General features: G+C 72.8%; 18 protein-coding genes and 1 riboswitch. Of the genes, 8 read left to right on the top strand and 10 right to left on the bottom strand.

Annotated elements, in window-relative coordinates:
- Window position 1: 1 nt before the first annotated feature.
- The 3 genes from LPU43_RS04185 to LPU43_RS04175 are packed head-to-tail and all read right to left on the bottom strand — an operon-like array spanning window position 2 to window position 2165.
- Window positions 2-655 carry an SAF domain-containing protein gene (locus LPU43_RS04185; protein ID WP_229398878.1) on the bottom strand — a complete coding sequence of 218 codons (654 nt, stop codon included), beginning with the start codon at window positions 653-655 and terminating at the stop codon, window positions 2-4.
- On the bottom strand, window positions 652-1608 hold the full coding sequence (locus LPU43_RS04180; protein WP_229398877.1) for a hypothetical protein: 957 nt from the start codon (window positions 1606-1608) through the stop codon (window positions 652-654). Before LPU43_RS04180 ends, LPU43_RS04185 begins: the two co-directional genes overlap by 4 nt.
- Window positions 1602-2165, bottom strand: coding sequence for a hypothetical protein (locus LPU43_RS04175; RefSeq protein WP_229399318.1), 564 nt, complete (start codon window positions 2163-2165; stop codon window positions 1602-1604). The genes LPU43_RS04180 and LPU43_RS04175 overlap by 7 nt, the downstream gene beginning before the upstream one ends.
- Window positions 2166-2851: 686 nt before the next feature.
- On the opposite strand from LPU43_RS04175, the gene LPU43_RS04170 reads away from it, so the two are divergent.
- Complete coding sequence (locus LPU43_RS04170) at window positions 2852-3628, top strand: prepilin peptidase (RefSeq protein WP_229398876.1); 777 nt, start codon at window positions 2852-2854, stop codon at window positions 3626-3628.
- 179 nt (window positions 3629-3807) lie between these two features.
- Here the strand turns inward: LPU43_RS04170 and LPU43_RS04165 are convergent, their stop codons facing one another.
- Window positions 3808-4431: a phosphatase PAP2 family protein gene (locus LPU43_RS04165; protein ID WP_229398875.1), complete on the bottom strand. Its 624-nt coding sequence runs from the start codon at window positions 4429-4431 to the stop codon at window positions 3808-3810.
- Between the two features lie 259 nt (window positions 4432-4690).
- Here LPU43_RS04165 and LPU43_RS04160 point away from each other — a divergent pair, with 259 nt between their 5' ends.
- Complete coding sequence (locus tag LPU43_RS04160; RefSeq protein ID WP_229398874.1) at window positions 4691-7153, top strand: glycoside hydrolase family 65 protein; 2463 nt, start codon at window positions 4691-4693, stop codon at window positions 7151-7153.
- Between the two features lie 152 nt (window positions 7154-7305).
- On the opposite strand, the gene LPU43_RS04155 is transcribed toward LPU43_RS04160, so the two are convergent.
- The 3 genes from LPU43_RS04155 to LPU43_RS04145 all read right to left on the bottom strand — a co-directional run bounded on the left by LPU43_RS04155 (window position 7306) and on the right by LPU43_RS04145 (window position 8786).
- Window positions 7306-7794 carry a DUF8243 domain-containing protein gene (locus LPU43_RS04155; RefSeq protein WP_229398873.1) on the bottom strand — a complete coding sequence of 163 codons (489 nt, stop codon included), beginning with the start codon at window positions 7792-7794 and terminating at the stop codon, window positions 7306-7308.
- Between the two features lie 234 nt (window positions 7795-8028).
- Complete coding sequence (locus LPU43_RS04150) at window positions 8029-8289, bottom strand: DUF6289 family protein (RefSeq protein ID WP_229398872.1); 261 nt, start codon at window positions 8287-8289, stop codon at window positions 8029-8031.
- 104 nt (window positions 8290-8393) lie between these two features.
- Window positions 8394-8786: a peptidase inhibitor family I36 protein gene (locus tag LPU43_RS04145; RefSeq protein WP_229398871.1), complete on the bottom strand. Its 393-nt coding sequence runs from the start codon at window positions 8784-8786 to the stop codon at window positions 8394-8396.
- 230 nt (window positions 8787-9016) lie between these two features.
- On the opposite strand from LPU43_RS04145, the gene LPU43_RS04140 reads away from it, so the two are divergent.
- From LPU43_RS04140 to LPU43_RS04130, 3 genes are all read left to right on the top strand, one after another.
- On the top strand, window positions 9017-9553 hold the full coding sequence (locus tag LPU43_RS04140; RefSeq protein WP_229398870.1) for a hypothetical protein: 537 nt from the start codon (window positions 9017-9019) through the stop codon (window positions 9551-9553).
- 117 nt (window positions 9554-9670) lie between these two features.
- A riboswitch (cobalamin riboswitch) is annotated at window positions 9671-9878 on the top strand.
- A 124-nt stretch (window positions 9879-10002) separates the two neighbouring features.
- Window positions 10003-12393, top strand: a complete 2391-nt coding sequence (locus LPU43_RS04135; RefSeq protein ID WP_229398869.1) for a ribonucleoside-diphosphate reductase subunit alpha — start codon at window positions 10003-10005, stop codon at window positions 12391-12393.
- Window positions 12384-13412: a ribonucleotide-diphosphate reductase subunit beta gene (locus LPU43_RS04130; RefSeq protein WP_229398868.1), complete on the top strand. Its 1029-nt coding sequence runs from the start codon at window positions 12384-12386 to the stop codon at window positions 13410-13412. Before LPU43_RS04135 ends, LPU43_RS04130 begins: the two co-directional genes overlap by 10 nt.
- A 428-nt stretch (window positions 13413-13840) precedes the next feature.
- On the opposite strand, the gene LPU43_RS04125 is transcribed toward LPU43_RS04130, so the two are convergent.
- Window positions 13841-14203 carry a hypothetical protein gene (locus LPU43_RS04125; RefSeq protein WP_229398867.1) on the bottom strand — a complete coding sequence of 121 codons (363 nt, stop codon included), beginning with the start codon at window positions 14201-14203 and terminating at the stop codon, window positions 13841-13843.
- 87 nt (window positions 14204-14290) lie between these two features.
- On the opposite strand from LPU43_RS04125, the gene LPU43_RS04120 reads away from it, so the two are divergent.
- The 3 genes from LPU43_RS04120 to LPU43_RS04110 all read left to right on the top strand — a co-directional run bounded on the left by LPU43_RS04120 (window position 14291) and on the right by LPU43_RS04110 (window position 21427).
- On the top strand, window positions 14291-19432 hold the full coding sequence (locus LPU43_RS04120) for a hypothetical protein (protein ID WP_229398866.1): 5142 nt from the start codon (window positions 14291-14293) through the stop codon (window positions 19430-19432).
- A 4-nt stretch (window positions 19433-19436) separates the two neighbouring features.
- Complete coding sequence (locus LPU43_RS04115; RefSeq protein ID WP_229398865.1) at window positions 19437-20624, top strand: hypothetical protein; 1188 nt, start codon at window positions 19437-19439, stop codon at window positions 20622-20624.
- A gap of 146 nt (window positions 20625-20770) precedes the next feature.
- The gene (locus tag LPU43_RS04110; protein ID WP_229398864.1) at window positions 20771-21427 is read left to right on the top strand and encodes a flavodoxin family protein; all 657 of its coding nucleotides are present in this window, start codon (window positions 20771-20773) and stop codon (window positions 21425-21427) included.
- Here the strand turns inward: LPU43_RS04110 and LPU43_RS04105 are convergent.
- Window positions 21370-21906 (bottom strand): hypothetical protein, encoded by a 537-nt coding sequence (locus tag LPU43_RS04105; protein WP_229398863.1) that lies wholly within the window; start codon window positions 21904-21906, stop codon window positions 21370-21372. The genes LPU43_RS04110 and LPU43_RS04105 overlap by 58 nt on opposite strands.
- Window positions 21896-22288 (bottom strand): carboxymuconolactone decarboxylase family protein, encoded by a 393-nt coding sequence (locus LPU43_RS04100; protein WP_229398862.1) that lies wholly within the window; start codon window positions 22286-22288, stop codon window positions 21896-21898. The genes LPU43_RS04105 and LPU43_RS04100 overlap by 11 nt, the downstream gene beginning before the upstream one ends.
- Window position 22289 lies beyond the last annotated feature (1 nt).

Below are 22289 nucleotides of genomic sequence, written 5' to 3'. Positions count from 1 at the left end.
CTCAGGCCGTGCCCGTCAGCACGACGGCGATCCGGTCCTGGGCGGCCAGCGCCACCACGGCGGGCACGTCCCGGGCGGTGAGCGCCACGTAGACCACGACGCTGCTGGAACTCGGGGTGGCGGTGTCGATCACCGTGCCCGTGAACCGGGTGCTGCCACTCGGCCCGTCGGAGTTGCGGTCCGGGGTGCTGACCAGCAGGACCCGGTCGCCGGGGTGCAGGTCCTTCGCCGGCACCTGCCCCGCGTCGAGGTCGAGCGCGAGTTGCTGCTGCCCGGGGCCGAGCAGCGGGTCGTCGGTGAGCTGCGCGAGCGTGAGCAGGGTGCCGGGGGTGAGGGAGACGGCCGCCCGCTTGCCGACCACGTCGTCGAGCTGGCTCGCCGGCACCGGCCGCAGCCCCTGGCCGCCGGCCACCTGCACGACGGCCAGGTCGTCGGCGCCCAGCGTCCGGCCGACCTCGACCGTCCGGGCCACCGCCAGGTAGCTGCCGGTGGCCCGCACCGAGGTGACGGCGAACGCCGAGCCGAGGCCGCCGAGGGCGATCAGCAGCACCGCGAGGCCGAGCAGGCCGGGGCGGACCCGTCGCTGCCGCACCATCCGGGGCGGGGCGATCGGGGCGTCCACCGGCCCCGTGTCGTTGCGCGTCGCGAGACTCACCGGGTCACCACCTGAAGCTCGTCGATCTCGATCGCTGCCGTGCCGCTGGTCCGGGTCTGGGCGATGTCGCCGCTGGAGTCGCCGCCCTCCCAGTGCACGTTCCAGAAGGTGGTGGCGCTGACCCGGTACGTGCCGGTCCGGGGGTAGCCGCCGTCGTAGCCGCAGTCGGGGGAGGGCTTGCCGGCGTGCGTCCCGCCCGCCCGGTACGGGGTGCCCGGCCCGTCGCAGGTGACCTTCTCGCCGTTGCCCATGTCCCAGACGATCCTGTCCACGGTTGCCCTGAGGCTCACCGTGAGGCCCCGGTCCGAGGCGGAGGCGGTCAGCGGGCCGAAGTAGTTCGCGCCCCGGCTGGCCCACATCCACACCGGTAGGCCGACGAGCCCGGGGCCCTTGCTCGCGCGCGGGGCGGTTCTGATCTGGGGCGGGCGCAGGGAGATCGAGGCGAGCGCCCGGCGGGCCAGCTCCTCCGGGTCGGGCGGGGCGCCGTAGCCGGACGGCGGGGCGTCCAGCAGCTCCGGCCGCAGGGTGCCCAGGTCGCCGCCGTTGCAGGTGACCAGGTACCACTGCTTGCCCTCGGGGGTGCCCGCCGGCTGCGGCTCCTGCAGCTTGTAGTAGCAGCCGCTGCCGTTGTCGAACCAGCCGAGGTCCTCGTCGTAGCAGGGGAGCACCTTGCCGTTCCACTGGCACTTGCCGGACGACCCGTCCCCGTCCCCGCCGTCGCCGCCGTCCCCGCCGCCGGGGTCGCCGCCGCCCGGGGTGCCCGGGTCGTCGTCCCAGACGTTGCAGTCGTTCTGCCCGACGGGGCACTCCACCCCGCCCTCCCGCGCCGCCGCGAGGCCGGCGGCGGCGCTGGCGGTGGGCGGAGCGGCGGCGACGGCGAGCGCCAGGGCCAGGCCGATCCCGGCGAGCAGCCGCGCGGGCCGGGCCGGGCGGCGGCGGTACGCGGTCAGCACGGCTGGTCCTCGTGGCCGACGCCCGCGTTGATCAGCCAACGGCCGTCGGGGTAGCGGGCGGCCGTGGCGGTGGCCAGGTGCCGGCCTCCGCCCGAGCCGGGCACCACTCGTTTCGTTTTGCTGTAGACCAGCCGGTAGCGGCTGCTGTCCAGGCAGTCCTGGATGTCGACGGTGGCGGGGACGGTGTCCAGGCTCACCGAGATGACGGTCGGATCGGAAACGAGCGTTCCGGTACGCACGGCACCGTGCTCCTTCGCGTCGCGAATTGCCAGTCGGACTCGGGTCAGCAATGGATCTGCCAGGAATTTGACCAGTTCCGGATGGCGAGGGTCGCTGCGCTGGCTCGCCGCCCGGGACGCCTTGAGATATCCGGAATAGGCGGCGAGCGCCGCCTCCCGGGCCGCCTTCTCGTCGGCCTCGGAATGGGCCGGGGGTTTCGTCCCCGCCGCGACGGGCCGCCCGCCGGCCTCGGGCTCCGTGCCGCAAGCGGTGACCGGGGCGACGGTCAGGGCCGCGACCAGGAAGATCCTCCATCGGCCGGGATGCCGTGTTCGCAACGCCGCGCCTCCTCGCTGGCGGCCCGGTGGGCGGCGCACCGACCGCCTCCGGGCACGCGGTGGTGCGCCCGGATCATCCCGTCCGGGCCTGTCGTGCCACCGCCGCATTTACCTGTGCTGATCATCAAAGTGCCGTGAGTCGATCTTCCCGGGTGATCTCGGTGCCTCACGCCGAGGGTTGTGTCGTGCTCACGGGGCGAGCATAGGCTGACGTCTGCCGATGCGACAGGGGCAATTGACGTGAATACGCTGGGTGATGAGGGGTGGTGATCGGAATTGGCCCGTCTCGACTCGCGCCCTCGCCGACCCGGGCGGTATGGTGACGCCCGTCACATCGCCGGTCGATTCACGCCGACTGGGCCCTTCGGCCCCGACGGCCGTCCGCTTCGAGGTGGTGGGTCCGAAGTGCCCCCGGGTCGGGGCGGCGCGGGAGCCCGTCGACCTCCCCGCCGGGGCGGCCGTCCGGCCACCGGCGGAGCGGTCGGATTCGGCACCATGCGCCACACGGCCGCCGCCCGGGCATCACTCACCGTGTCGCCCCGTTCTGGATTGAGTGCCGGGCGCACCGGTCGGTCCCGTCAGGTGGCGTCCCGAACCCGGGCGGCACACTCCCGCCCGGCTTCCGGTGCCCGCCTGGCGCTCACCCGGTCGGCGCACTCCTGCCCGGCGGTCCCCCGGAGCCGCGCGTGACCGCCGACCGCGTCCAGCCGTCGCCCGCCCCCGGCGCGCGGGGCCGGCGCCCTCCGCCCCGGCTTTCCGCCCTGCTGACCGTGACCCCGCCGATCCGCCTCGCCATCGCCCGCTACGCCGTACCGCCGGGAGAGCCGGACCGGGACGCCTGCGCGCGCTGCGGCAGCACCTTCGGGCTCGACCGGCCCTGGCCGGCGCTCGGTCCGGCGGCGCGCTGCCTCGGCTGTCGGGCCCGGGTCGGGGCTCCGCCCGGCACGGTGGAGCTGGCCGTTCTCGCGGCGCTCGCGGTGCTCGCGGCGGTGGGCGGGTCGCCCGCCGAGCGGTCGGCGCTCGTCTGGTGGCTCAGCCTGGCGGTGCCGCTGGTCTTCGTCGACGTCGCCGTCCACCGGCTGCCCGACCGGCTCACCTGGGCGGCGGCGGCCGGCGTACACGCGCTGCTCGCGATGGCGGCGCTGACCTCGGCCGGGCCGGGTCCGTGGCTGCGCGCGGCGGCGGCCGGCGCCGGCCTGGGGCTCTGCTTCGCCGCCACGACCCTGCTGCTCGGCCGGCGGGGGTTCGGCCTGGGCGACGCCAAGCTGGCGCTGAGCGCGGGCGCGCTGCTCGGCTGGTACGGCTGGCCGGTCCTGGTGCTCGGGCTGCTGCTCACCTTCGCGCTCTCCGCGTTGACCAGCGTGGCGCTGCTGCTGGCCCGCCGCGTCCGCTGGTCCAGCCACCTGCCCTTCGGCCCGTTCCTGGTGCTCGGAACGGTCGCCGCCCTCCTCCTCACCCGGTAGTCCGCCGCCCGCTGCGCCGCCCACCGCACCGCCCACCCCGCCGCAGCCGCCCACCCCGCCGCAGCCGCCTGCCGCGCCGTCGCCGTCCACCGCAGTCGCCCGCAGCTCCGTCCCGCCGCAGCCCTGCGGTGAGAAGGGTGCCCTTCTCTACCGCAGGCGTTAACGAGGTGCCCTTCCTTTCACCGGCCCCGGGTGGCGTCGGCGATCGGGCGCTCGGAGCGGCGGTCGCGGCGGCGCAGCAGTCCGGCGGCGGGCCGGGCCACCAGCGGGGCGACGACGCCGACGAACAGCGCGCCGAAGAGCAGGCCGGCGATCACGTCGTGCGGGTAGTGCACCCCGACGAAGACGCGGGAGAAGCCGGAGAGCACGGCCAGCGGGATCGCGTACCAGGCGAGGCGGGGTGCGAGCAGCAGGATCGCCGTCGCCAGCGCACCGGCGATCGTGGAGTGGTTGCTCGGGAAGGACCAGTCGCCGAGGGGCGGACACTCCTCGATGATCACGATCTCGGTCGGGACGCGGCACGGGCGGTCCTGGTCGATGACCGTCTTGATCAGTTCACTGCTGCCGTACGCGAGGACGACGGTGGCCGGCGCGATCAGGGCGAGGGCGAGGTTGCGCGGGCCGGCGCCCAGCTTCGGCAGAGCCGCCGCGATGAGGAGCAGCCCGAGCAGGATGATCGACCAGTCGGTGAAGTGCCCGACGAACCACTGCACCGCCTCGGGTGTGCCGTCCGCGAACTCCACGACGTCGTCGTACAAATCCTCGCTCAGCGACGGTATCCCTGACAAAGCGGCGTTGATCATGATTCACCCTACCAAATGTCCATTGCCCGTTTACCGAACCGCAGCCTAGGAAAATGACCGGGATCATCGCAGTGGACGAAGGTCGGGTCGGCCCTCGGACCTGGGTCGGACGAGTCGCGGCGGCGGAACGGCTGCCATGGTCGGGCGGGCACGGATCGGGGCCGGCCGGCCGGGGACGGGCGTGCCGTCGAACGGCCCCAGGAGGTTCACAGCCGAGTCTGCTTCGCTGGAGCATGACCGTTCGATCCCGGGAGGCCCCGTGCACAGCGACCCGACCGCCGACCCGCAGCAGGACGGGCCCGCAGCGGCCGACGACGGCTGGCGGATCAGGCGGATCGAGACGGACCTGGACCGCCTCGGCGAGACCGAGTCGATCTTCGCGCTGAGCAACGGCTGGGTCGGCTGGCGCGGCAACCTCGACGAGGGCGCGCCGTACGGGATGCCGGGCAGCTACCTCAACGGCTTCCACGAGCAGCGCGACCTGACCTACCCCGAGGACGGGTACGCGTTCCCCCAGCGCTCCGACACCGTGGTGAGCGCGCAGAACGCGGCGCTGGTCCGGCTCTGGGTCGACGGGCCGGCAACGGGCGAGGGCCCGGGCGACGCCCCCGCCGGGCCGGGCGACACCTCGGTCGTCGGCGCGGTCGTCGGCGAGCCGCTGGACGTGCGCACCGGCACCGTGCACCACCACGAGCGGGCGCTCGACCTCAGGGCCGGCGTGGTGGAGCGGCACACCGACTGGACCTCCCCCTCCGGGCACCGGGTGCGGATCAGCAGCACCCGGCTCGTCTCCCTGCCCCGCCGGCCGGTCGCCGCCGTCCGCTACCGCGTCGAGGCGGTGGACGCCCCGGTCGACGTGCGGATCGCCGCCGACCTGCTGGCCAACGAGCGGGTTCCCCAGAAGTCCGACGACCCCCGGGCCGCCTCGGTGATCCACGACCCGCTGACCGCCGAGACCGGCCGGGCCGGCGACCTCGACGGGGCGCTCGTGCACCGCACGGAGGACAGCGCGCAGCGGGTCGCCGTCGCGGTGGCCCACGACGTCGTCGCCCCGGACGGGTTCGCCACCGGGACCGACCGCACCGCCGACCGGTTCCGGCTGGTGGTGAGCGGCCGGCTGCGCCCCGGCGAGCGGCTGGAGCTGACCAAGTACGCCGCGTACGAGTGCGCGCCGACCGACGGCACCTCCCCGGAGGAGCTGGCCGACCTGGTCGCCGACGAGGCGGACGCCGCCCGCGCGGAGGGCTTCGCCGGGCTCCTCGCCGCCCAGCGGGCCGCCCTCGACGAGGCGTGGCGGACCGCCGACGTGGTCCTCGACGGCGACCCGGAACTCCAGCAGGCGGTCCGGTTCGCCGTCTTCCACCTGCTCCAGGCCGGCCGCTCGGACGCCGACCGGACCATCCCCGCCAAGGGGCTGACCGGCAACGGGTACGACGGGCACGTGCTCTGGGACACCGAGGGCTTCGTGCTGCCGGTGCTGACGTACCTGAGCCCGGAGGTGGCCCGCGCGGCGCTGCGCTGGCGGCACGCGCACCTGCCCGAGGCCCGGGAGCGGGCCGCCGAGCTGCGGCTGGCCGGGGCGACCTTCCCGTGGCGCACCATCGGCGGCCGGGAGTGCTCCGGCTACTGGCCCGCCGGCACCGCCGGGCTGCACGTCAACGCCGACATCGCCGACGCGGTGCTGCGGTACGTCGCGGCCACCGGCGACGAGGAGTTCCTCGCCGGCCCCGGCACCGACCTGCTGGTGGAGACCGCCCGGCTCTGGCACCGGTTCGGCCACTGGTCCGACACCGGAACGTTCCACCTGTACGGCGTCACCGGCCCCGACGAGTACGCCGCCCTCGTCGACGACAACCTCTTCACCAACCTGATGGCCCGGCGGAACCTGCGCGGCGCGGCCGACGCCGCCGAGCGGCACCCGGACGCCGCCGGGCGGCTCGGCGTCGACACCGCCGAGATCGCCGCCTGGCGGGCCGCCGCCGACGCCGTCTTCGTCCCGTACGACGGCAAGCGCGGCGTGCACCAGCAGGCGGCCGGGTTCACCGAGCAGCCGGAGTGGGACTTCGCGAACACCGGCGACGACGACTATCCCCTGCTGCTGCACTTCCCGTACCTGGAGCTGTACCGGCGGCAGGTGGTGAAGCAGGCCGACCTGGTGCTGGCCATGCTGCGCTGCCCGGGGGAGTTCACCGCCGAGGAGAAGGCCCGCAACTTCGCCTACTACGAGGCCCGTACGGTGCGCGACTCGTCGCTGAGCGCCCCCGTGCAGGCGGTGCTCGCCGCCGAGGTGGGCCACCTCGACCTGGCGTACGACCTGTTCGCCGAGACGGCGATGCAGGACCTCGCCGACCTGGGCGACAAGACCGCCGACGGGCTGCACCTCGCCGCGCTGGCCGGGGCGTGGCTGGTGGTCGCGCAGGGCTTCGGCGGGCTGCGCGACGACCGGGGCGTGCTCTCGTTCGACCCCCGGCTGCCCCGCAAGCTGCGCCGGGTGGTGTTCAGCCTGCTCTGGCGCGGTCACCGGCTGCGGGTCACCCTCACCGCCGACGGGGCCCGCTACGAGCTGCCCGACGCCGCCCCGGACGTCGCCGTCGAGCTGTGGCACCACGGCGAGCGGCTCCGGGTGACCGGCGACGGGCCGGTGAGCCGCCCGCTGCCCCCGGTGCCAGACCCGGGCCCGGAGCCCCCGTCCCCACCCGGCCGCCGCCCCGCCCGCCGGTAAGGAAGGGCACCTTGTTAACCCCTACGGTAGGGAAAGGGTCCCCTCCTAACGCCCCCAGCCGTGCCGGGCCGCGCCGGGCTGCGCGGAGGACGGGCCGCGTCGCGCGGGGAGGGCCGGGCGGCAGAAGGGGAGGCGGAACGGATCGGGGAGGTTCAGGGGGTGCGGGGGCGGGGGCCGGTCGGTTCGTGCACCATGCCGGACATCCGCTCGACGACAGTCTCCAGCGCCTCGAAGGCGTACGCCCAGTTGTGGCACTTGAAGCTGCGTAGCCCCGCGATCGGGGTCCGGCAGTCGACGCAGTGCACCCCGGGTATCGCGTCCGGCACCTCCGTGTTGACGTACCTGCGGTCGCCGAGGATCACCCGGGCGATCATCGCGGGCTCGTGCACGCCGTGCAGGGCCGACGAGACGATGTCCAGCCAGGTCATCCGTCGGCCGCACTTCGGGCAGTCCGGCTCGTCGCCGCTGACCCACAGTGGCGCCCCGATGCTGCGCGCCGGCATCCCGAGCAGCTTCTCGATGCGGCGCACGTCGTGCTCCGGGGTGACCCAGCGCTCCCGGCCGGGCAGCGAGGCCGGCGAGTCGTACACGGCGCGGAACAGGACCGGATCGACCTCGACGGTCTCCCGCTGACGGGTCATGGCGGCCTCCTCGACCTGGCGGCACCGACCCGGCGGCGCCCGAACCCCACCGTCGTCCCGGTCGGACGACGCACACAACCGGATCAACGACACGGCGGGGTCGGTGGGCGTTCGCGCCGGGCATTCGGGGCGCCGGCAGACCCCGGCCCGTGACGCCTGGCGTCGAAAGGGTGGGTCCGCGGGTGGCGGCGCGGCGGGTGGGGCCCGGTCCGTGGCCGGTCCCCACCCCGTCGGCTACGGCAGGTCGCGGGGGCAGGCGGTCCGGCTCCAGGTGGAGTACGAAGTGCGGATGCCGTACTGGAAGTCCTCCAGGCAGTTGCCGTAGACGTGCATTCCGACCTGCACGGTCCTCGTGGCGTCGGAGTAGTAGATGATCGTGATGCTCTCGTTGTCGTTGGGGTACGGGAGGGCCTGCGCCGGGCTGGCCACGACCGCCGTGGTGCCGGCCACGGTCAGCAGGGCGGCCACGACGGCGTTACGGACGCGCTTCTTCACCTGACACGCCTCTCGATCGAGTGGGCTGGATGCGCAGATGATAGTCGTACATCGATCTGTGGCCCAGGATTCGCGTGCGGCGGGAATCCCCCCGGGCCGGGCGGCTACGGCACCCAGATGCTGTTCGCCTGGAACCCGCCGAAGTTGGGAATGCCGCTCTTGCCCGCAAGCTGGTACGGGCCGCCGATGCAGTCGTCGTTGGCGAAGAGCGCGGCGGAGGAGGAGTTGGTGTTGAGCCCCGAGAGCACCCTGCCGCCGCCCCAGCCGTGGTCCACCAGGCTGACGCACGTCCCGTTCGGCACCAGCGAGGACACGGTGAAGCGCGCGCCGTTGTAGCCGGTCTGGTCGAACAGGCACACGGTGCCCGAGAACGGGCAGGGGCTCGTCGCCGCGTCGGCGCGCGTCGCCGCCACGCCCGGCGTGGCGGCCGAGACCACGGTCGCGGCGCTCAGCGCCGCCGCGGCGAGGGCGTACCTGACTCCTCGGTGCATCGACATGCTCATCCCCTCACTGGCTGACCGGCGGACCGGAACGGGCATGATATTAGCATCTATCGATTGATCCAGGTGGCGGGCTTGTCGCCACCCCTGGTCGCGCCGACCCGTGGACCCGGCAGACTGGGTGGCCGGTGCCGCGCGGCGCGGCGGCGGTGGGGTGGCCCTGTCGGTCCGGCCCGCCGCCGGGCCACGGCCCAGGCGCCACGGACGGGAGGGAGGAGCCGGTCACCGTGACCGAACCAGACGACGGGGCGCGGCTGGCCGCGGCCCTGTCCGGCCGGCTCTCCCGGCTGACCTTCGTCGACCTCACCACCGAGCAGGTCACCGCGCTGGTCGTCGACACCGTCGCCGACTGGGGCGCGGCACAGGGCTGGCGGGTCTACCGGCGGGCGGCCAGCGTCGTGCCGCTGCCGCCGCCGATGTCCGGCCGGCACTCCGTGGTGGACGTCGCCTGCGCCCGGCCCGCCGCGCCGCCCGTGGTGATCGAGGTCGACCACACCGACCGGCGGCGCACCGTCGAGAAGCTCCTCGCCGAGGCGGGCGCGGGGCGCGTGCCGCTCTGGGTCCGGTGGGGCGTGCGTGGCTTCGTCGCGCCGCCCGAGCCCGTACGGATGGTCACCCTCGCCGTCACCGCGCAGCGCGGCGAGGCGGGCGCGCGCCTGCACTCCCGCCGGCCCGCCCGCCAGCTCCCGCCGCCCGAGCATCGCGCCGGGCCGGTCGCCGCCGGCCCGCCGGACTCCCTCTTCGACCCTGCGGGCGAGGGCTGAGCCCGGCCGTACGGCCGACGGTCCGGGTCGATGCGTCGGGTCGGCGAGCCGGGCCGGTGAGACGAAGCCGACACGCGGACACGACATCTGGTGTTACTTGCCGGCAACGGCGGCATATATGGTGTCCGCGTAGCTGGTTCGGCCGCTCCGCGCGGAGCGGCCGAGGCAAGAGGGAACCCGGTGGAAGTCCGGGACTGCCCCGCAGCGGTTAGTGGGAACGACCGCCGTCAACGAGCACTGGGCCCCCGGGCCTGGGAAGCGACGGCCAGTAGGAGCGAGCACGGCGCCCACGAGTCCGAAGACCTGCCAGCGCGCCGCCCACACCCGTGGGCGGCGGTCCGAGGTCGCGAGGGACGACCGACGCCGGCAGCCGGATCTCGCCCGTCACCGGGCCCGTTGGCGTCCTCCTCGCGTCCGAGGGCTGTCGGAGACAGCGCGAGGAGAGGTCGATGACGGTCGTGCGGGAGAGGCCCGTGCCCGGCTCCGGTGGTCCGGAGCAGCGCCGGCAGGTGATGCGGGTCCGCAAGCGCAACGGCGACACCGAGCCGGTGGACGTCAACAAGATCGTCAGGGCGGTCGAGCGGTGCGTCGCCGGCCTGGACGAGGTCGATCCGCTGCGGGTCGCGACGAAGACGATCAGCGGCCTGTACGACGGGGCGAGCACGGCGGAGCTGGACAAGCTGTCGATCGCCACGGCCGCGGAGCTGATCGGCGAGGAGCCGCAGTACTCCAGGCTGGCGGCGCGGCTGCTGGCCGCGTACCTGGACCGGGAGGTGAGCGGGCAGGGCGTGGCGAGCTTCAGCCAGTCCATCCGGTACGCCCACGGGCTGGGCCTGATCGGCGACGACACCGCCGCGTTCGTGGCCCGTCACGCCGGTGAGCTGGACGACGCCGTGGACCCGGCCGGCGACCTGCGGTTCGAGTACTTCGGCCTGCGTACCGTCGCCGACCGGTACCTGCTGCGCCACCCCGAGTCGCGGCTCGTGGTCGAGACGCCGCAGCACTGGCTGCTGCGGGTGGCCTGCGGGCTGTCCGGGACGCCGGCCGAGGCCGTCGACTTCTACCGGCTGATGTCGTCGCTGGCGTACCTGCCCAGCTCGCCGACGCTGTTCAACTCCGGCACCCGGCACACGCAGATGTCGTCGTGCTTCCTGGTCGACTCGCCCCGCGACGAGCTGGACTCGATCTACGAGCGGTACCACCAGGTGGCGCGGCTGTCCAAGTTCTCCGGCGGCATCGGCATCTCCTGGTCGCGGGTGCGGGGCAGGGGAGCGCTGATCCGGGGCACGAACGGGCGGTCGAACGGGATCGTGCCGTTCCTCAAGACCCTCGACGCCGGCGTGGCGGCGGTGAACCAGGGCGGCCGGCGCAAGGGCGCGGCCTGCGTCTACCTGGAGCCGTGGCACCCGGACGTCGAGGAGTTCCTGGAGCTGCGGGACAACACCGGCGAGGAGTCCCGGCGCACGCACAACCTGAACCTGGCCAACTGGGTGCCGGACGAGTTCATGCGCCGGGTCGAGGCCGACGGCGACTGGTCGCTGATCGACCCGTCCGACGCGCCGGAGCTGCCCGACCTCTACGGCGAGGAGTTCGACGCCGCGTACCGGGTGGCGGAGAAGAAGGCCGTGCGGACCGTGAAGGCCCGCGACCTGTACGGGCGGATGATGCGCACCCTCGCGCAGACCGGCAACGGGTGGATGACGTTCAAGGACCGGGCCAACCGGCTGTCCAACCAGACCGGCGTCGCGGGGAACACGATCCACCTGTCCAACCTGTGCACCGAGATCCTGGAGGTGAACAGCGACACCGAGACCGCCGTGTGCAACCTGGGCTCGGTCAACCTCGGCGCGCACGTCACCGCCGAGGGGGTCGACTGGGAGCGGCTGCGGGCCACCGTCCGCACGGCCGTCGTGTTCCTCGACCGGGTGATCGACATCAACTACTACCCGGCCCCGCAGGCGGCGGCGTCGAACCCGCGCTGGCGGCCCGTCGGGCTGGGGCTGATGGGCCTCCAGGACGCGTTCTTCACCCTGCGCCTGCCATTCGACTCGGCGCAGGCCCGGGAGCTCTCCACCCGGGTGCAGGAGGAGATCCTGCTGACCGCGCTGGAGACCTCGGCCGGGCTCGCCGAGCGGTTCGGCCCGCATCCCGCGTACGCCGAGACCCGCGCCGCCCGGGGCGAGCTGCACCCGGACCTGTGGGGCGTCGAACCGGGGCAGGCGCAGCGGTGGGCCGCGCTGCGGTCGCGGATCGCCGCGCACGGCCTGCGCAACTCGCTGCTCGTCGCGATCGCCCCGACCGCGACGATCGCCTCGATCGCCGGCTGCTACGAGTGCGTCGAGCCGCAGGTGTCCAACCTGTTCAAGCGCGAGACCATGTCCGGCGAGTTCCTCCAGGTCAACACGTACCTGGTCGCCGAGCTGAAGGCGCGCGGGCTGTGGACGCCGGAGATTCGGGAGCGGATCAAGCGCGCCGAGGGGTCGGTGCGGGACATCGGCGAGCTGCCCGCAGACGTACGGGAGCTGTTCCGCACTGCCTGGGAGCTGCCGCAGCGGGCGCTGATCGACCTCGCCGCCGCCCGCGCCCCCTACATCGACCAGTCGCAGTCGCTGAACCTGTTCCTCAGCGCGCCGACCATCGGCAAGCTGTCGTCGATGTACCTCTACGCCTGGAAGGCCGGGCTGAAGACCACGTACTACCTGCGGTCGCGCCCCGCGACCCGCATCCAGCAGGCCACCGTCGCCGTCGAGCCGCTGGTCGCACCGCTTGTCGCGACCGGCGACGCCGAGGCGCTGGCCTGCTCCCTGGAGAACCCCGAGAGCTGCGAGGCATGCCAGTGACCACCGTTTCCCAACCCCGGCCCCTGCTGCTCGACCCCGGCATGGACCTGACGCTGCGGCCGATGCGCTACCCGCACTTCTTCGACCGCTTCAAGGACGCCATCAAGAACACGTGGACCGTCGAGGAGGTCGACCTGCACTCCGACCTCGCCGACCTGGCCCGGCTCTCGCCCGCCGAGCGGCACCTGGTGTCCCGGCTGGTCGCGTTCTTCGCCACCGGCGACACGATCGTCGCCAACAACCTGGTGCTCAACCTCTACCAGCACGTCAACTCGCCCGAGGGCCGGCTCTACCTCTCCCGGCAGCTCTTCGAGGAGGCCGTGCACGTCCAGTTCTACCTGAACCTGCTCGACACGTACGTGCCCGACGAGGACGAGCGGTTCGCGGCGTTCGCCGCCGTCGAGAACATCCCGTCGATCCGGCGCAAGGCGGAGTTCTGCTTCCGCTGGATCGACTCCCTCCACGAGCTGCGCGAGCTGCGGACCCGCGAGGACCGGCGGGCGTTCCTGCTCAACCTGATCTGCTTCGCCGCGTGCATCGAGGGACTGTTCTTCTACGGCGCCTTCGCCTACGTCTACTTCCTGCGCTCCCGGGGCCTGCTCAACGGGCTCGCCTCCGGCACCAATTGGGTGTTCCGGGACGAGTCCATGCACATGGCCTTCGCCTTCGACGTGGTCGACACCGTACGGCGCGAGGAACCGGAGCTGTTCGACGACGAGCTGGTCCGGCAGGTCCGCCGGATGCTGGCCGAGGCGGTCGAGTGCGAGGTCCAGTTCGCCGAGGACCTGCTCGGGCAGGGCGTCCCCGGGATGTCCCTGCCCGACATGCGGGAGTACCTGCAGAACGTGGCCGACCGTCGGCTCGCCCAGCTCGGCATCGCGCCGCTCTACGGCTCGACGAACCCCTTCGCCTTCATGGACCTTCAGGACGTGCAGGAGTTGTCGAACTTCTTCGAGCGGCGGGTGTCGGCGTACCAGGTGGGTGTCACCGGGAGCGTCACCTTCGACGACGACTTCTGACCGGCCGGTGGCCGGCGCGGGTGGTCGCACCCGCGCCGGCCCGGTCGGCTTAGGCGGACCCCCCGTTTTGCAGCTCCGCTTACCGAGATCACGTTGAACGCCCGAGAAACGCTGTCAGCGGGCTCGGTGGCAACGACCGGCCCTTGCTCCTCCCTGGAGGTGCACCGGTCTTCGTCTTTTCGGCCCTGGTGAATGCCATCGGCCTCGGATAGCGTCCAACGTCCTGGTCCTGGCTGCCTCACGATCGTGAGCCGAGTGGAGCCTGAAGGAAACGCATCGTGCCACGCTTGAAAACAGCCTTCACCACCCTGAGCGACCGTGATCTTCGTGATGTTCTCGTCGCCAGCCCGTCCCTCGCTTCGGCCGTCGCGCCGGTGGCACGGGTCCAGGTCACGGACCTGAGGCTGGGAAGGCCGCGTGCGCTGCGGTCACTCCGCTCGGCGGCGATGGCGGCCGATGGCAAACGCCTGAGGTCGTGGCTGCTTCCGCTCCTTGCGGACGTCGAAGGTCGGTGCCCGAAACATCTGCGGATAAATCAGGTGGGCTCCGAAGAAGATCTGAATGCGCTGGTCGACCATCTCCGTCGACATGAACCGTATGCGGCCACCCTGCTCTTCCTGGCTGCGATGGCCGATCAGAGTTCGCCGGGCGACACCTTCATCGAGGACCGTTGGGACGGCGTTGTGGCACGCCTGACCGACGAGATCGGCGTCGCCGCCGATCCCGTCGGAGCTGATTCCAGGCTTCCTGAGTGCGATCCCACGTCGTCCGGTCTCGACGGGGGCCTCCACGACCTCGTGGCGAGGGTGGCCGAGATCCGCACCGAGGGGATCGAGGTTGCCGAGGCTCTGCGAGCCGAGGCGGACAACATCGATTCCGTGCGACCGTCGGCGGACTCGCTCGCCGACCTCACGAGCTGGTTCGAGCGCGCCGACGAGATCGTCACGGTCGTCGGCGAACTGCTCGGGACGGAACCGGCGTCGTTGGCTGATGCGGCAGCGGCGCTGGAGGACCGGCAGAGGGCGATCCGTGAGGAGGAGGACCGCGCGCGCCGGGCCGAGGAGGAGCGCCGTAGGCGGGAGGAGGGCCGGCGCATCCTCGCGGAGGCCGCAGCCCGGTTACGCGAGCTCGGCCTCCACGACCAGGCCGAGAAGATCCTGCCGAAGCCGGAGGGCACCGAGACTCCGGTGCCCGGAGACGGCAGCGCGGCCGCCGTGCCTGGGCACGTGCCGGGCGGTGCTTCGGCCGCCCCGGTCGTTGGGGCCGATTCCGAGCGGCCGTCGACTCCGACGCTCCCCGCCGGACGTGACCGACAGCCTGCCCCGGGGCAGACCGACGGCGAGGGCACCGGGCAGCCCGGGGTCGAAGGCGCGACGGAGCCGCCGACGCAGTCGGCCGAAGTCGCGGTCGAGGTGCCGGAGCCGGCCGAAGTCACGGCCGTGGCGTGGGAGCCGGCCGAAGCCGTGGTCGAGGTGCCGGAGCGGACGCCGGTCGTGGTGGTCGTGCCGGAGCAGACGCCGGTCGTGGTGGAGGTGCCGGAGCCGGCCGAGGCCGTCGTGGAGGGGCCCGCACCGCTCGCGCCCGAACCCGTGAAGGTCGGTGCGACGGCGTCGCCCTGGAGCGAGGGCGAGCCGCCGCGGGTCGTCTCGCTGCTCCTCGACGGGGAGTACGGCCTGGCCTGGCTGCTTACCAGGGCGGCGGGCGAGTCGAAGGTGCGGCGACAGGCGATGCGCTTCTTCGCGGCCGCGATGAGCTGCGATCCCGCCGACCTGGCGGCAAAGCAGGCGGCCTTCGCCCCGGACGAGGAAGACCTGGGCTCCGTGAGCGCCGACGAGGCCCGCGTGCTGCTCGCGGCATGCCTGCGTTTCGGGCTGACCACCGGCTACTCCCCGCTGGGGCTTCAGCAACTGGTGGATCGGGCCAGCATCGAGTCTGCTCCCTGGCACGGCCTGGTGGCGGCAGCGGTGCAGGCGGTGCACCGCGCGCAGATCCGGCCGGCGGGTGAGGACGCCAGCTTTCCGCTGCTCGAGCAGTGGGACGGCCTCGCCGAGGCGGCGGAACAGTTGCGGCGGACGCTGCTGCTCCGCAACATCAAGCTCCCCCGGGCGTCGCGCATCCTCCACTACCTGGTGAAGGACGGCAACGAGCTCGGTTCCGCCCTCACCCACATCCAGCAGCTCGTGACCGCCGGCCCCCCGGTGAGCGGCAGTCCGGACGCGCGGGTCAGGGAACTCCAGCGGCTCGCCGCCCAGCTCCAGGACCGGTCGAAGCTGCGCACGCTGATCGACAAGGCCGACTCCCGGGTGAGCACCAGCGCCCAGCTCCGCAGCGAGATCGTGGCGAACGCGCGGACCCGCCTGGAGGAGTCGATCGACGAGGTCCGCGGGTTCATCGACCAGACCCTGGGGCTGTACGCGGCGATCCGGCAGACCGTGCAGACGGCGGACATCACCCAGATCGACGCGCTGCGGCGCGCCGCGGGCCAGTACCAGCAGCCGGCCGCGATCCGCACGGTCGGCACCGCCGCGCTGCACCAGTTGGCCTGCTGGCTCGCCGAGGAGCCGGCGCCGGTCGGCGTGCACACGGTCGAGGCATTCGAACAGCACGCCGCCCGGTTCGTGTTCGAGGTGGACCGGGACGAGAGGGGCCGCCCGGACGAGCGGCTGACGCTGGCCCAGTTGCAGGGCGTGCTCGAAGGACGGACCGTCGCCGAGGCGGTGCGCGGGCATCTCGGTCGGGGGAACGTCGCGATGGCCCTCCGACTGCTGGAGGGCGCGCCGGAATCGGAGCAGACCAACCTGCTCCGGGACGAGTGCCAGCAGGCCAGGCGCGACCTCACGCAGCAGCACGGCAAGAAGGTCGCCAAGGTCGAGGCCGCCATCGCCAAACTCCGTTCGGTGGGGCGGGACGAGCCCGCGCACCGGATCGAGGAGAAACTGGAGGAGCTGCACGAGACGTACGTCGACCGGTTCGACCTGACCCGGGAGCGGCTCGACGGGGTGCTCGAAGAGGCCCGGTCGAGTCTCGAGCAGCACCGCGAGGAGCTACGCGAGCGAATCGCCCGGCACTCCCCCTCGGACAGCGACAGCGCCCGGATCACCGCACTGCTGGACAACGGTGACGAGGTCACCGCCGAGGAGTTCCTCACCCTGCTGGACTCCGGTCAGCGCCTGCCCGAGGACGATGCCGAGCCGGCCGACGACGACTTCACGGCGTTCTTCCCCCGGGTCGTCGACTGGGCCACCACGGCAGCGGCCGAGGCCAGCGACCCGAAGGACGACGTGATCGCGCAACTGCGGCGCAGGCTGGGCACGGGCGACTCGATGTCCGCAATCATCAGGGACGGCATCGCCTCGTGGCGGACACTGCGCCAGCACCGGGTCGCGAGCATGCAGACCCCGCACCTGCGTCGCTCGATCGCCGACGTCCTGCGCATGCTGGGCCTCGTGCCGGCCGAGGGGAGTTACCTCAACATTCTCTCCGACGCGCCCCGTACCCGGTCGGCGCTCTTCCAGGTGCGCGCGAAGCCTGCCGGTCCCTCCTACGTGCCGCAGTTCGGCACGCAGGCCAACGGCCGTTACAACGTGGCGGTCATGTGGGAGCGGGCGACCCCCGGCCGGCTGCTGGGCCTGCTTCCGGACCGCCTCCGCACCGGTCCCAACATCATCCTGTACTTCGGCACCCTCCCGGCTCAGCAGCGCCTCCAGCTACGGAGCCTGAGCGGCCCCGGCCGGGACACGAGCGGCATGGTGCTGCTCGTCGACGAGGCGGTCATCGGCTGGCTGGCCTCCCGCGAGGAGCCCGACTTCCGCCTCACCCAGCGCATCACGCTGCCCTTCAGCTCGATCAACCCCTACACGCCGTTCGCCGGTGGTGACGTGCCGGACGAGGTCTTCGTCGGCCGGGACCGGGAGCGGGCCGAGCTGGAGTCGCCCACCGGCTCGATGTTCGTCTACGGCGGCCGGCAACTGGGCAAGTCGGCGCTGCTCCGCCGCGTCCAGAAGCTCTTCACCGAGGGCACGGGCCGGGCGTCCACCGGCCGCCGGGTGGCCCTCTACCTGGACCTGAAGTCCGAGGGCATCGGCGAGTCGCACGAGCCCAAGGAGCTCTGGTCCCTGCTCAACCGCCACCTCAAGGCGCTGGACGTGCTCCCGTCCGGGATGGCCGTCAACGCGGGCCCGCAGGTCGTCTCCGACGGCATCAAGCGGTGGCTGGGCAAGGACGAGGCCAACCGCCTGCTGTTGCTGCTGGACGAGGCCGACCTGTTCCTCACCGCCGACTCCGCTCCGAAGGAGTCGGAGTCCGGGGCCCGGTTCCAGACCCTCCAGGGGTTGAAGAACCTCATGGAGTCCTCGGGGCGTCGGTTCAAGCCGGTGTTCGCCGGTCTGCACCAGGTCCAGCGCTTCCACGACTCGGCCAACACGCCGGTGGCGCACGGGGGCACCGACATCCTCATCGGGCCGCTGCGGGCCGCCGAGGTGCGCAAGCTGGTCGCGGAGCCGCTCCGGGCGATCGGGTACGAGTTCGAACGCAGCGAGCTCGTCTGGCGCGTCGCCGCCTTCACCAACTACCAGGCCAGCCTGGTGCAGATCTTCTGCGAGGCACTGGTCAACCACCTCCGCGAACGCTCGCTCCCGTCCTCGGGCGGGCGGATCACGATCACCAGCCACGACGTCGACGCGGTCTACACCAACCGCGACGTGCGGAACCTCATCGGGCAGCGCTTCCGCTGGACGATCAACCTGGACAACCGGTACCGGGTCATCGCCATCGTGGTCGCCCTGCTCAGCAACGACGCGCCGGCCAGCGCCCGGTTCAACCCGGAGGACCTGCGGGTGTACTGCGAGGCGTACTGGCCGGAGGCGTTCTCCGGCGACGTCCTCACCCGCAAGGAGTTCATCCGCTACCTCGACGAGATGGTCGGGCTGGGTGTGCTGCGCCGCACCGGCGAGTCCTACGGCATGCGGTCGCCGAACGTGGTCGCCATGCTCGGCACGCCCAGCGCTCTCGAACACGAGCTGGGCGAGGCGAAGGGGCACTTCGAGCTGCCCTACGAGTACAACCCGACGATGAGCCGCGCCACGATGCCGGCCGCCAGCCGCCGGTCCGCCCCGCGACGGTCCCCGCTGACCGACGCCGACATCGCCGACCTGGTCGGCGAACGCAACCACAACAGCGGAAGCACCTCGCGCGTCCTGCGCGCCGGCAGCCGGTACTCGACGGCCGTGGTGACCGGCTCACCCGCGCTGGGCGTCGACCGGGTGGTGGAGGCCCTCACCACCGGCGCGGATTCCCGGGAGCGGCTCGAATTCGAGCACGCGACGCTGCCGGAGGTGCCTCGGCTGCTCTCCGGCACCGGCCGCGAGCGCCACCGGTTCCTCCTGGTGGAGTGCCCACCGGGACGACGTCAACAGTTCGAGGCCGAGTACGCGCGTGCGTTGCAGGCCGTCGGCGCGCTGCGCACCGCCCGCGCGATCGTGGTCGTCGACGCGACCGAGTACCTCGTGCCGGCGGAGGATCCCGAGGGCGCGGGCGAGGTGCTGCGGCTGACCCTGCGCCGCTGGTCGGTCGAGGGCCTGCGGGCCTGGCACGACTTCCCGTTCGACAACCCCCAGGAACGGGGTCGGCTGCACGAGTCGACCTCCGGCTGGCCGGCCCTCGTCGAGAACGCCGTCCTGCTGGTCTCGGAGGGGCGTTCGACCGAGGACGTGCTGGGCAGCCTCGCCGTCCCCTTCCCCGATCCGCAGCGGGCCGCGGCCTTCCTGTCCGACGTCGGCCTCGGCGAGCACCTCGACGACGTGAACCTGTGGGCACAGTACTGCGCCACCATCGACCCGCAGACCCACCGGATCGCCGTCGAGCCGGTCACCCACGACGACCTGGAAGCCATCTGGAACCACGACGCGCGGCACGTGGTCGACCGCATGGTCGCCCTGGACACCGTCGAACAGGACGCCACGGGCGGGGGCTGGGTCCTGGACCGGCTCGTGGCGGCCGCTCTGCTGCGCAACGCCGGGTGACCCGATGGACGAGGACATCTGGCGGCTGCCCGGACCGGCACGCCTGATCGCCGAAACCGTCCGGGAGGTGGGTCGCGGCCGCCATGCCGCCGTGGTCCTCCCCACGGTCCTCGGCGACGACCGGGACTTCGTGGCCGGCCTGACCGGCGCGCTGAGTTCCGCGCTGTGGGCGGCCAACGAGTACCCGCAGCAGGTCGCCACGGACGGGGAGGACGGCGGGCCGCTGGATTGGCTCGCCCAGGCGCTCAACGTCGGGGAGGGGCCGCTCAGCACGGCCCGCATCCTCGACGATCCCGAGGCGGCGGGACGGACGGCCGTCCTCGACTGCACCACGTTGCCGCCGGGGCACCGCCGGGAGGTCTCGGGCACCGTCACCCGCCTGGTGGCCGAGTCCCGACCACGCCGGGCGGAGAACCGGCCCCGGGTGCTGCTGGTCTGCACCCGCGACGCGCTGCCACAGCTCGGCGCCGACCACACGGATGTGACGTTCGAGCCGCTCTGGTGGTGGGGCCGGTTGAGCAGGTGGGACGTCGCGGCGCGGATACAGCCGGCGGTCGAGGCGCGGTCCGCGCCCGGGGTGCTGCGTGACGTACGCCTGGAGACCCTGATCGAGGTGTGCCGGTGGGACATCCACCTGGCTGCGCGCCTGGCCGACTGCTGGGACGGGGACCCGGACTCCCTGCCGGTCCTGATCGACGGGGCCGGTGTGCCCGTCGCGAAGTGTCCGCCCGCCTCGCTGCCGCGTAACCCCGGCCGGTGGCCCACGAGCGACGTGGTGGACCACTGGGACGCCGGCGCCGTGGACCTGTGGCATGACGAGTGTGTGGCGGCGGTCCGGGCGACCACCACCCAGCCGGAGGTGGTCCGGCACGCCGTCTGGGCGGCCCAGGCCCGGGTCCTGCTGCCCTGGATCGAGACGCGTCGCCAGTCGATCGCCGCGACGCTCCTCCAGAGACACGGAAAGTCGGCGGTGCAGGATGCTCTCGGGGGCGCGCCCGACGTCCTCGAAGTGGGCCCGCTCTTCGTGGCGGTGAAGGCGTTGTCCGGGCGGGCCCGGCCGGCGCTGCGCGACGCGGTCTACCTGCTGTGGCAGGCGCGGAACAAGCTGGCCCATCTGCAGGCCCTCACCACCCGTGAGCAGCGCGATCTCGTTGCCGCGTTCGCGGGGCTCAATCTCAGGGATCGCGGCTGACGTCCGCTCCCACCGATTCTTCCGGCCCCGAGAACTGTTTCGATGGGGATCGATTGAAGGTAGCTTGGGGCTGCCTCAGGTTGCGCCCGCCGGGCTTCGGCACGTGGCCGGTCCTGGGCGCCGGAGCGGACAGGGGAGGCCCTTCGATGAAGGTCGTTGCGTTGTCCTGCACGCAGAGGCGTCTCCCGTCGCTGACCGACGCGCTGCTCGATGCGGCGATCACCGGCGTCGTGCGGGAGGTCGGCGACGCGGAGATCCAGCGGATCCGGTTGATCGACCACCGCATCGAGATGTGCGAGGGCGAGGACACCTGCCTCGATCCCGAGGTGGGCCGGTGCACGCTCGACGACGACTTCGCGCAGGTCGTCGGCCTGGCCGAGGGCGCCCAGGCGATGCTGCTCGCCATGCCGGTGTACGCGGGGAACGTGCCCGCGGTGCTGAAGATCTTCCAGGAACGCCTGAAGAGCTTCATGAACGCCGGCCGACGCCCGTTCGGCAACCTGCTGGTGGGGACGATCGTGCATTCGCGCACGATGCTGACCGAGCCCGCGCTGGCCTCGCTGTTCCCGTGGTACCTGCGCCTACGGAACAGGAACGTGGCGTCGGCGTGCTTCACCCAGAACGATCATGAGGACCTGACCCGCACGGCGGCGGTCGACCTCTGCGTGGCCGTGGGCCGGCAACTCGGCATGACGCTCGACGTCGGCCGGTCGCGGGCCCTCGACCGTACGGCGCTGCCGCTGGTTCAGTCACCGCCTCGCCCACGGTGCGGCGGCCCGGCCGCGTCCTCCCCCGGAGCGTGAGGGGACTCCGCGCGCCAGGTGCACCCGTCGCCCGCCTGTTCGCACGACACCGTGACGTCCGGTTCCACGTAGCGGGCGGCGATGGCGGTGTTGAGTTCCTGGCAGTACGGGCACGGTGACGGGAACGTCAGCACGACGCCGGCGCGGGCGGCTCGCCTGCGGTACCGGAGGATCCCGCAGTCGGCGTTGCGCAGGACGGTGCCCGAGGGCCGGGGCTCGCTGGTCACCGCCGAGTCGTACAGCAGGAGCTGACGCCGCAGCCGGGTCATGAAGTGGTCGGTGGCGGAGACCCCGGCGGGCCGTTGCGCCTCCATCAGCTCGGCGGTGATGCGGGAGTTCGCCTGGATCCACGCGGCCACGCCCTCCTCGCCGTGCGCTCCCAGGATGAATTCCTCCGCCGCCGCCTGGGCCTCGAAGAACCGCTGACGCCACAGGTCGACCTTCTCGGCCGGGTCGAGGGGAGGCGGTTCACCGCTCATGGCCCGCGTCCCCGCCGGTGGCGTCGTCCAGCTCGGCGAAGACCTCCTGGGCGACGCGCAGCCCGTTGTTGGCGACCGGCCAGCCACCGTAGTAGGCGAGCTGGATGATGACCTCGACGATCTTCTCCCGCGACATGCCGAGGTGCAGGGCGGCACCGATGTGGCCGCGCAGCTCCCAGTCGGTCCGCGCCAGGGCGACCGCCGTCAGGGCAACCAGTTCGCGCTCCTCGACGCTCAGGTGCGGGCGGGTCCAGATCTCGCCGAACAGGTGGTCGACGGTGATCCGCAGGAACTCGGGGTAGGAGCCCGGGCGCGGTTCGCGGCCGAAGACCTGCTGGAACATGGCCTCACCCCGCTCGTGTCGGGCAGCCGGCTGGTTCATC

The organism is Micromonospora okii, assembly GCF_020884795.1.
In the GTDB taxonomy this organism is placed as follows: Bacteria; Actinomycetota; Actinomycetes; order Mycobacteriales; family Micromonosporaceae; genus Micromonospora; species Micromonospora okii.
Note: the sequence above shows the minus strand (reverse complement) of the source record. Positions and strands in the feature narration are given on the sequence as shown.

Excerpts from the sequence above, each read along its gene's own strand:
- LPU43_RS04165 (WP_229398875.1), bottom strand. The coding sequence starts at position 4,431 with ATGATCAACGCCGCTTTGTCAGGGATACCGTCGCTGAGCGAGGATTTG.
- LPU43_RS04155 (WP_229398873.1), bottom strand. The coding sequence starts at position 7,794 with ATGACCCGTCAGCGGGAGACCGTCGAGGTCGATCCGGTCCTGTTCCGC.
- LPU43_RS04145 (WP_229398871.1), bottom strand. The coding sequence starts at position 8,786 with ATGTCGATGCACCGAGGAGTCAGGTACGCCCTCGCCGCGGCGGCGCTG.
- LPU43_RS04135 (WP_229398869.1), top strand. The coding sequence starts at position 10,003 with ATGACGGTCGTGCGGGAGAGGCCCGTGCCCGGCTCCGGTGGTCCGGAG.
- LPU43_RS04130 (WP_229398868.1), top strand. The coding sequence starts at position 12,384 with ATGCCAGTGACCACCGTTTCCCAACCCCGGCCCCTGCTGCTCGACCCC.
- LPU43_RS04115 (WP_229398865.1), top strand. The coding sequence starts at position 19,437 with ATGGACGAGGACATCTGGCGGCTGCCCGGACCGGCACGCCTGATCGCC.
- LPU43_RS04110 (WP_229398864.1), top strand. The coding sequence starts at position 20,771 with ATGAAGGTCGTTGCGTTGTCCTGCACGCAGAGGCGTCTCCCGTCGCTG.
- LPU43_RS04105 (WP_229398863.1), bottom strand. The coding sequence starts at position 21,906 with ATGAGCGGTGAACCGCCTCCCCTCGACCCGGCCGAGAAGGTCGACCTG.
- LPU43_RS04100 (WP_229398862.1), bottom strand. The coding sequence starts at position 22,288 with ATGAACCAGCCGGCTGCCCGACACGAGCGGGGTGAGGCCATGTTCCAG.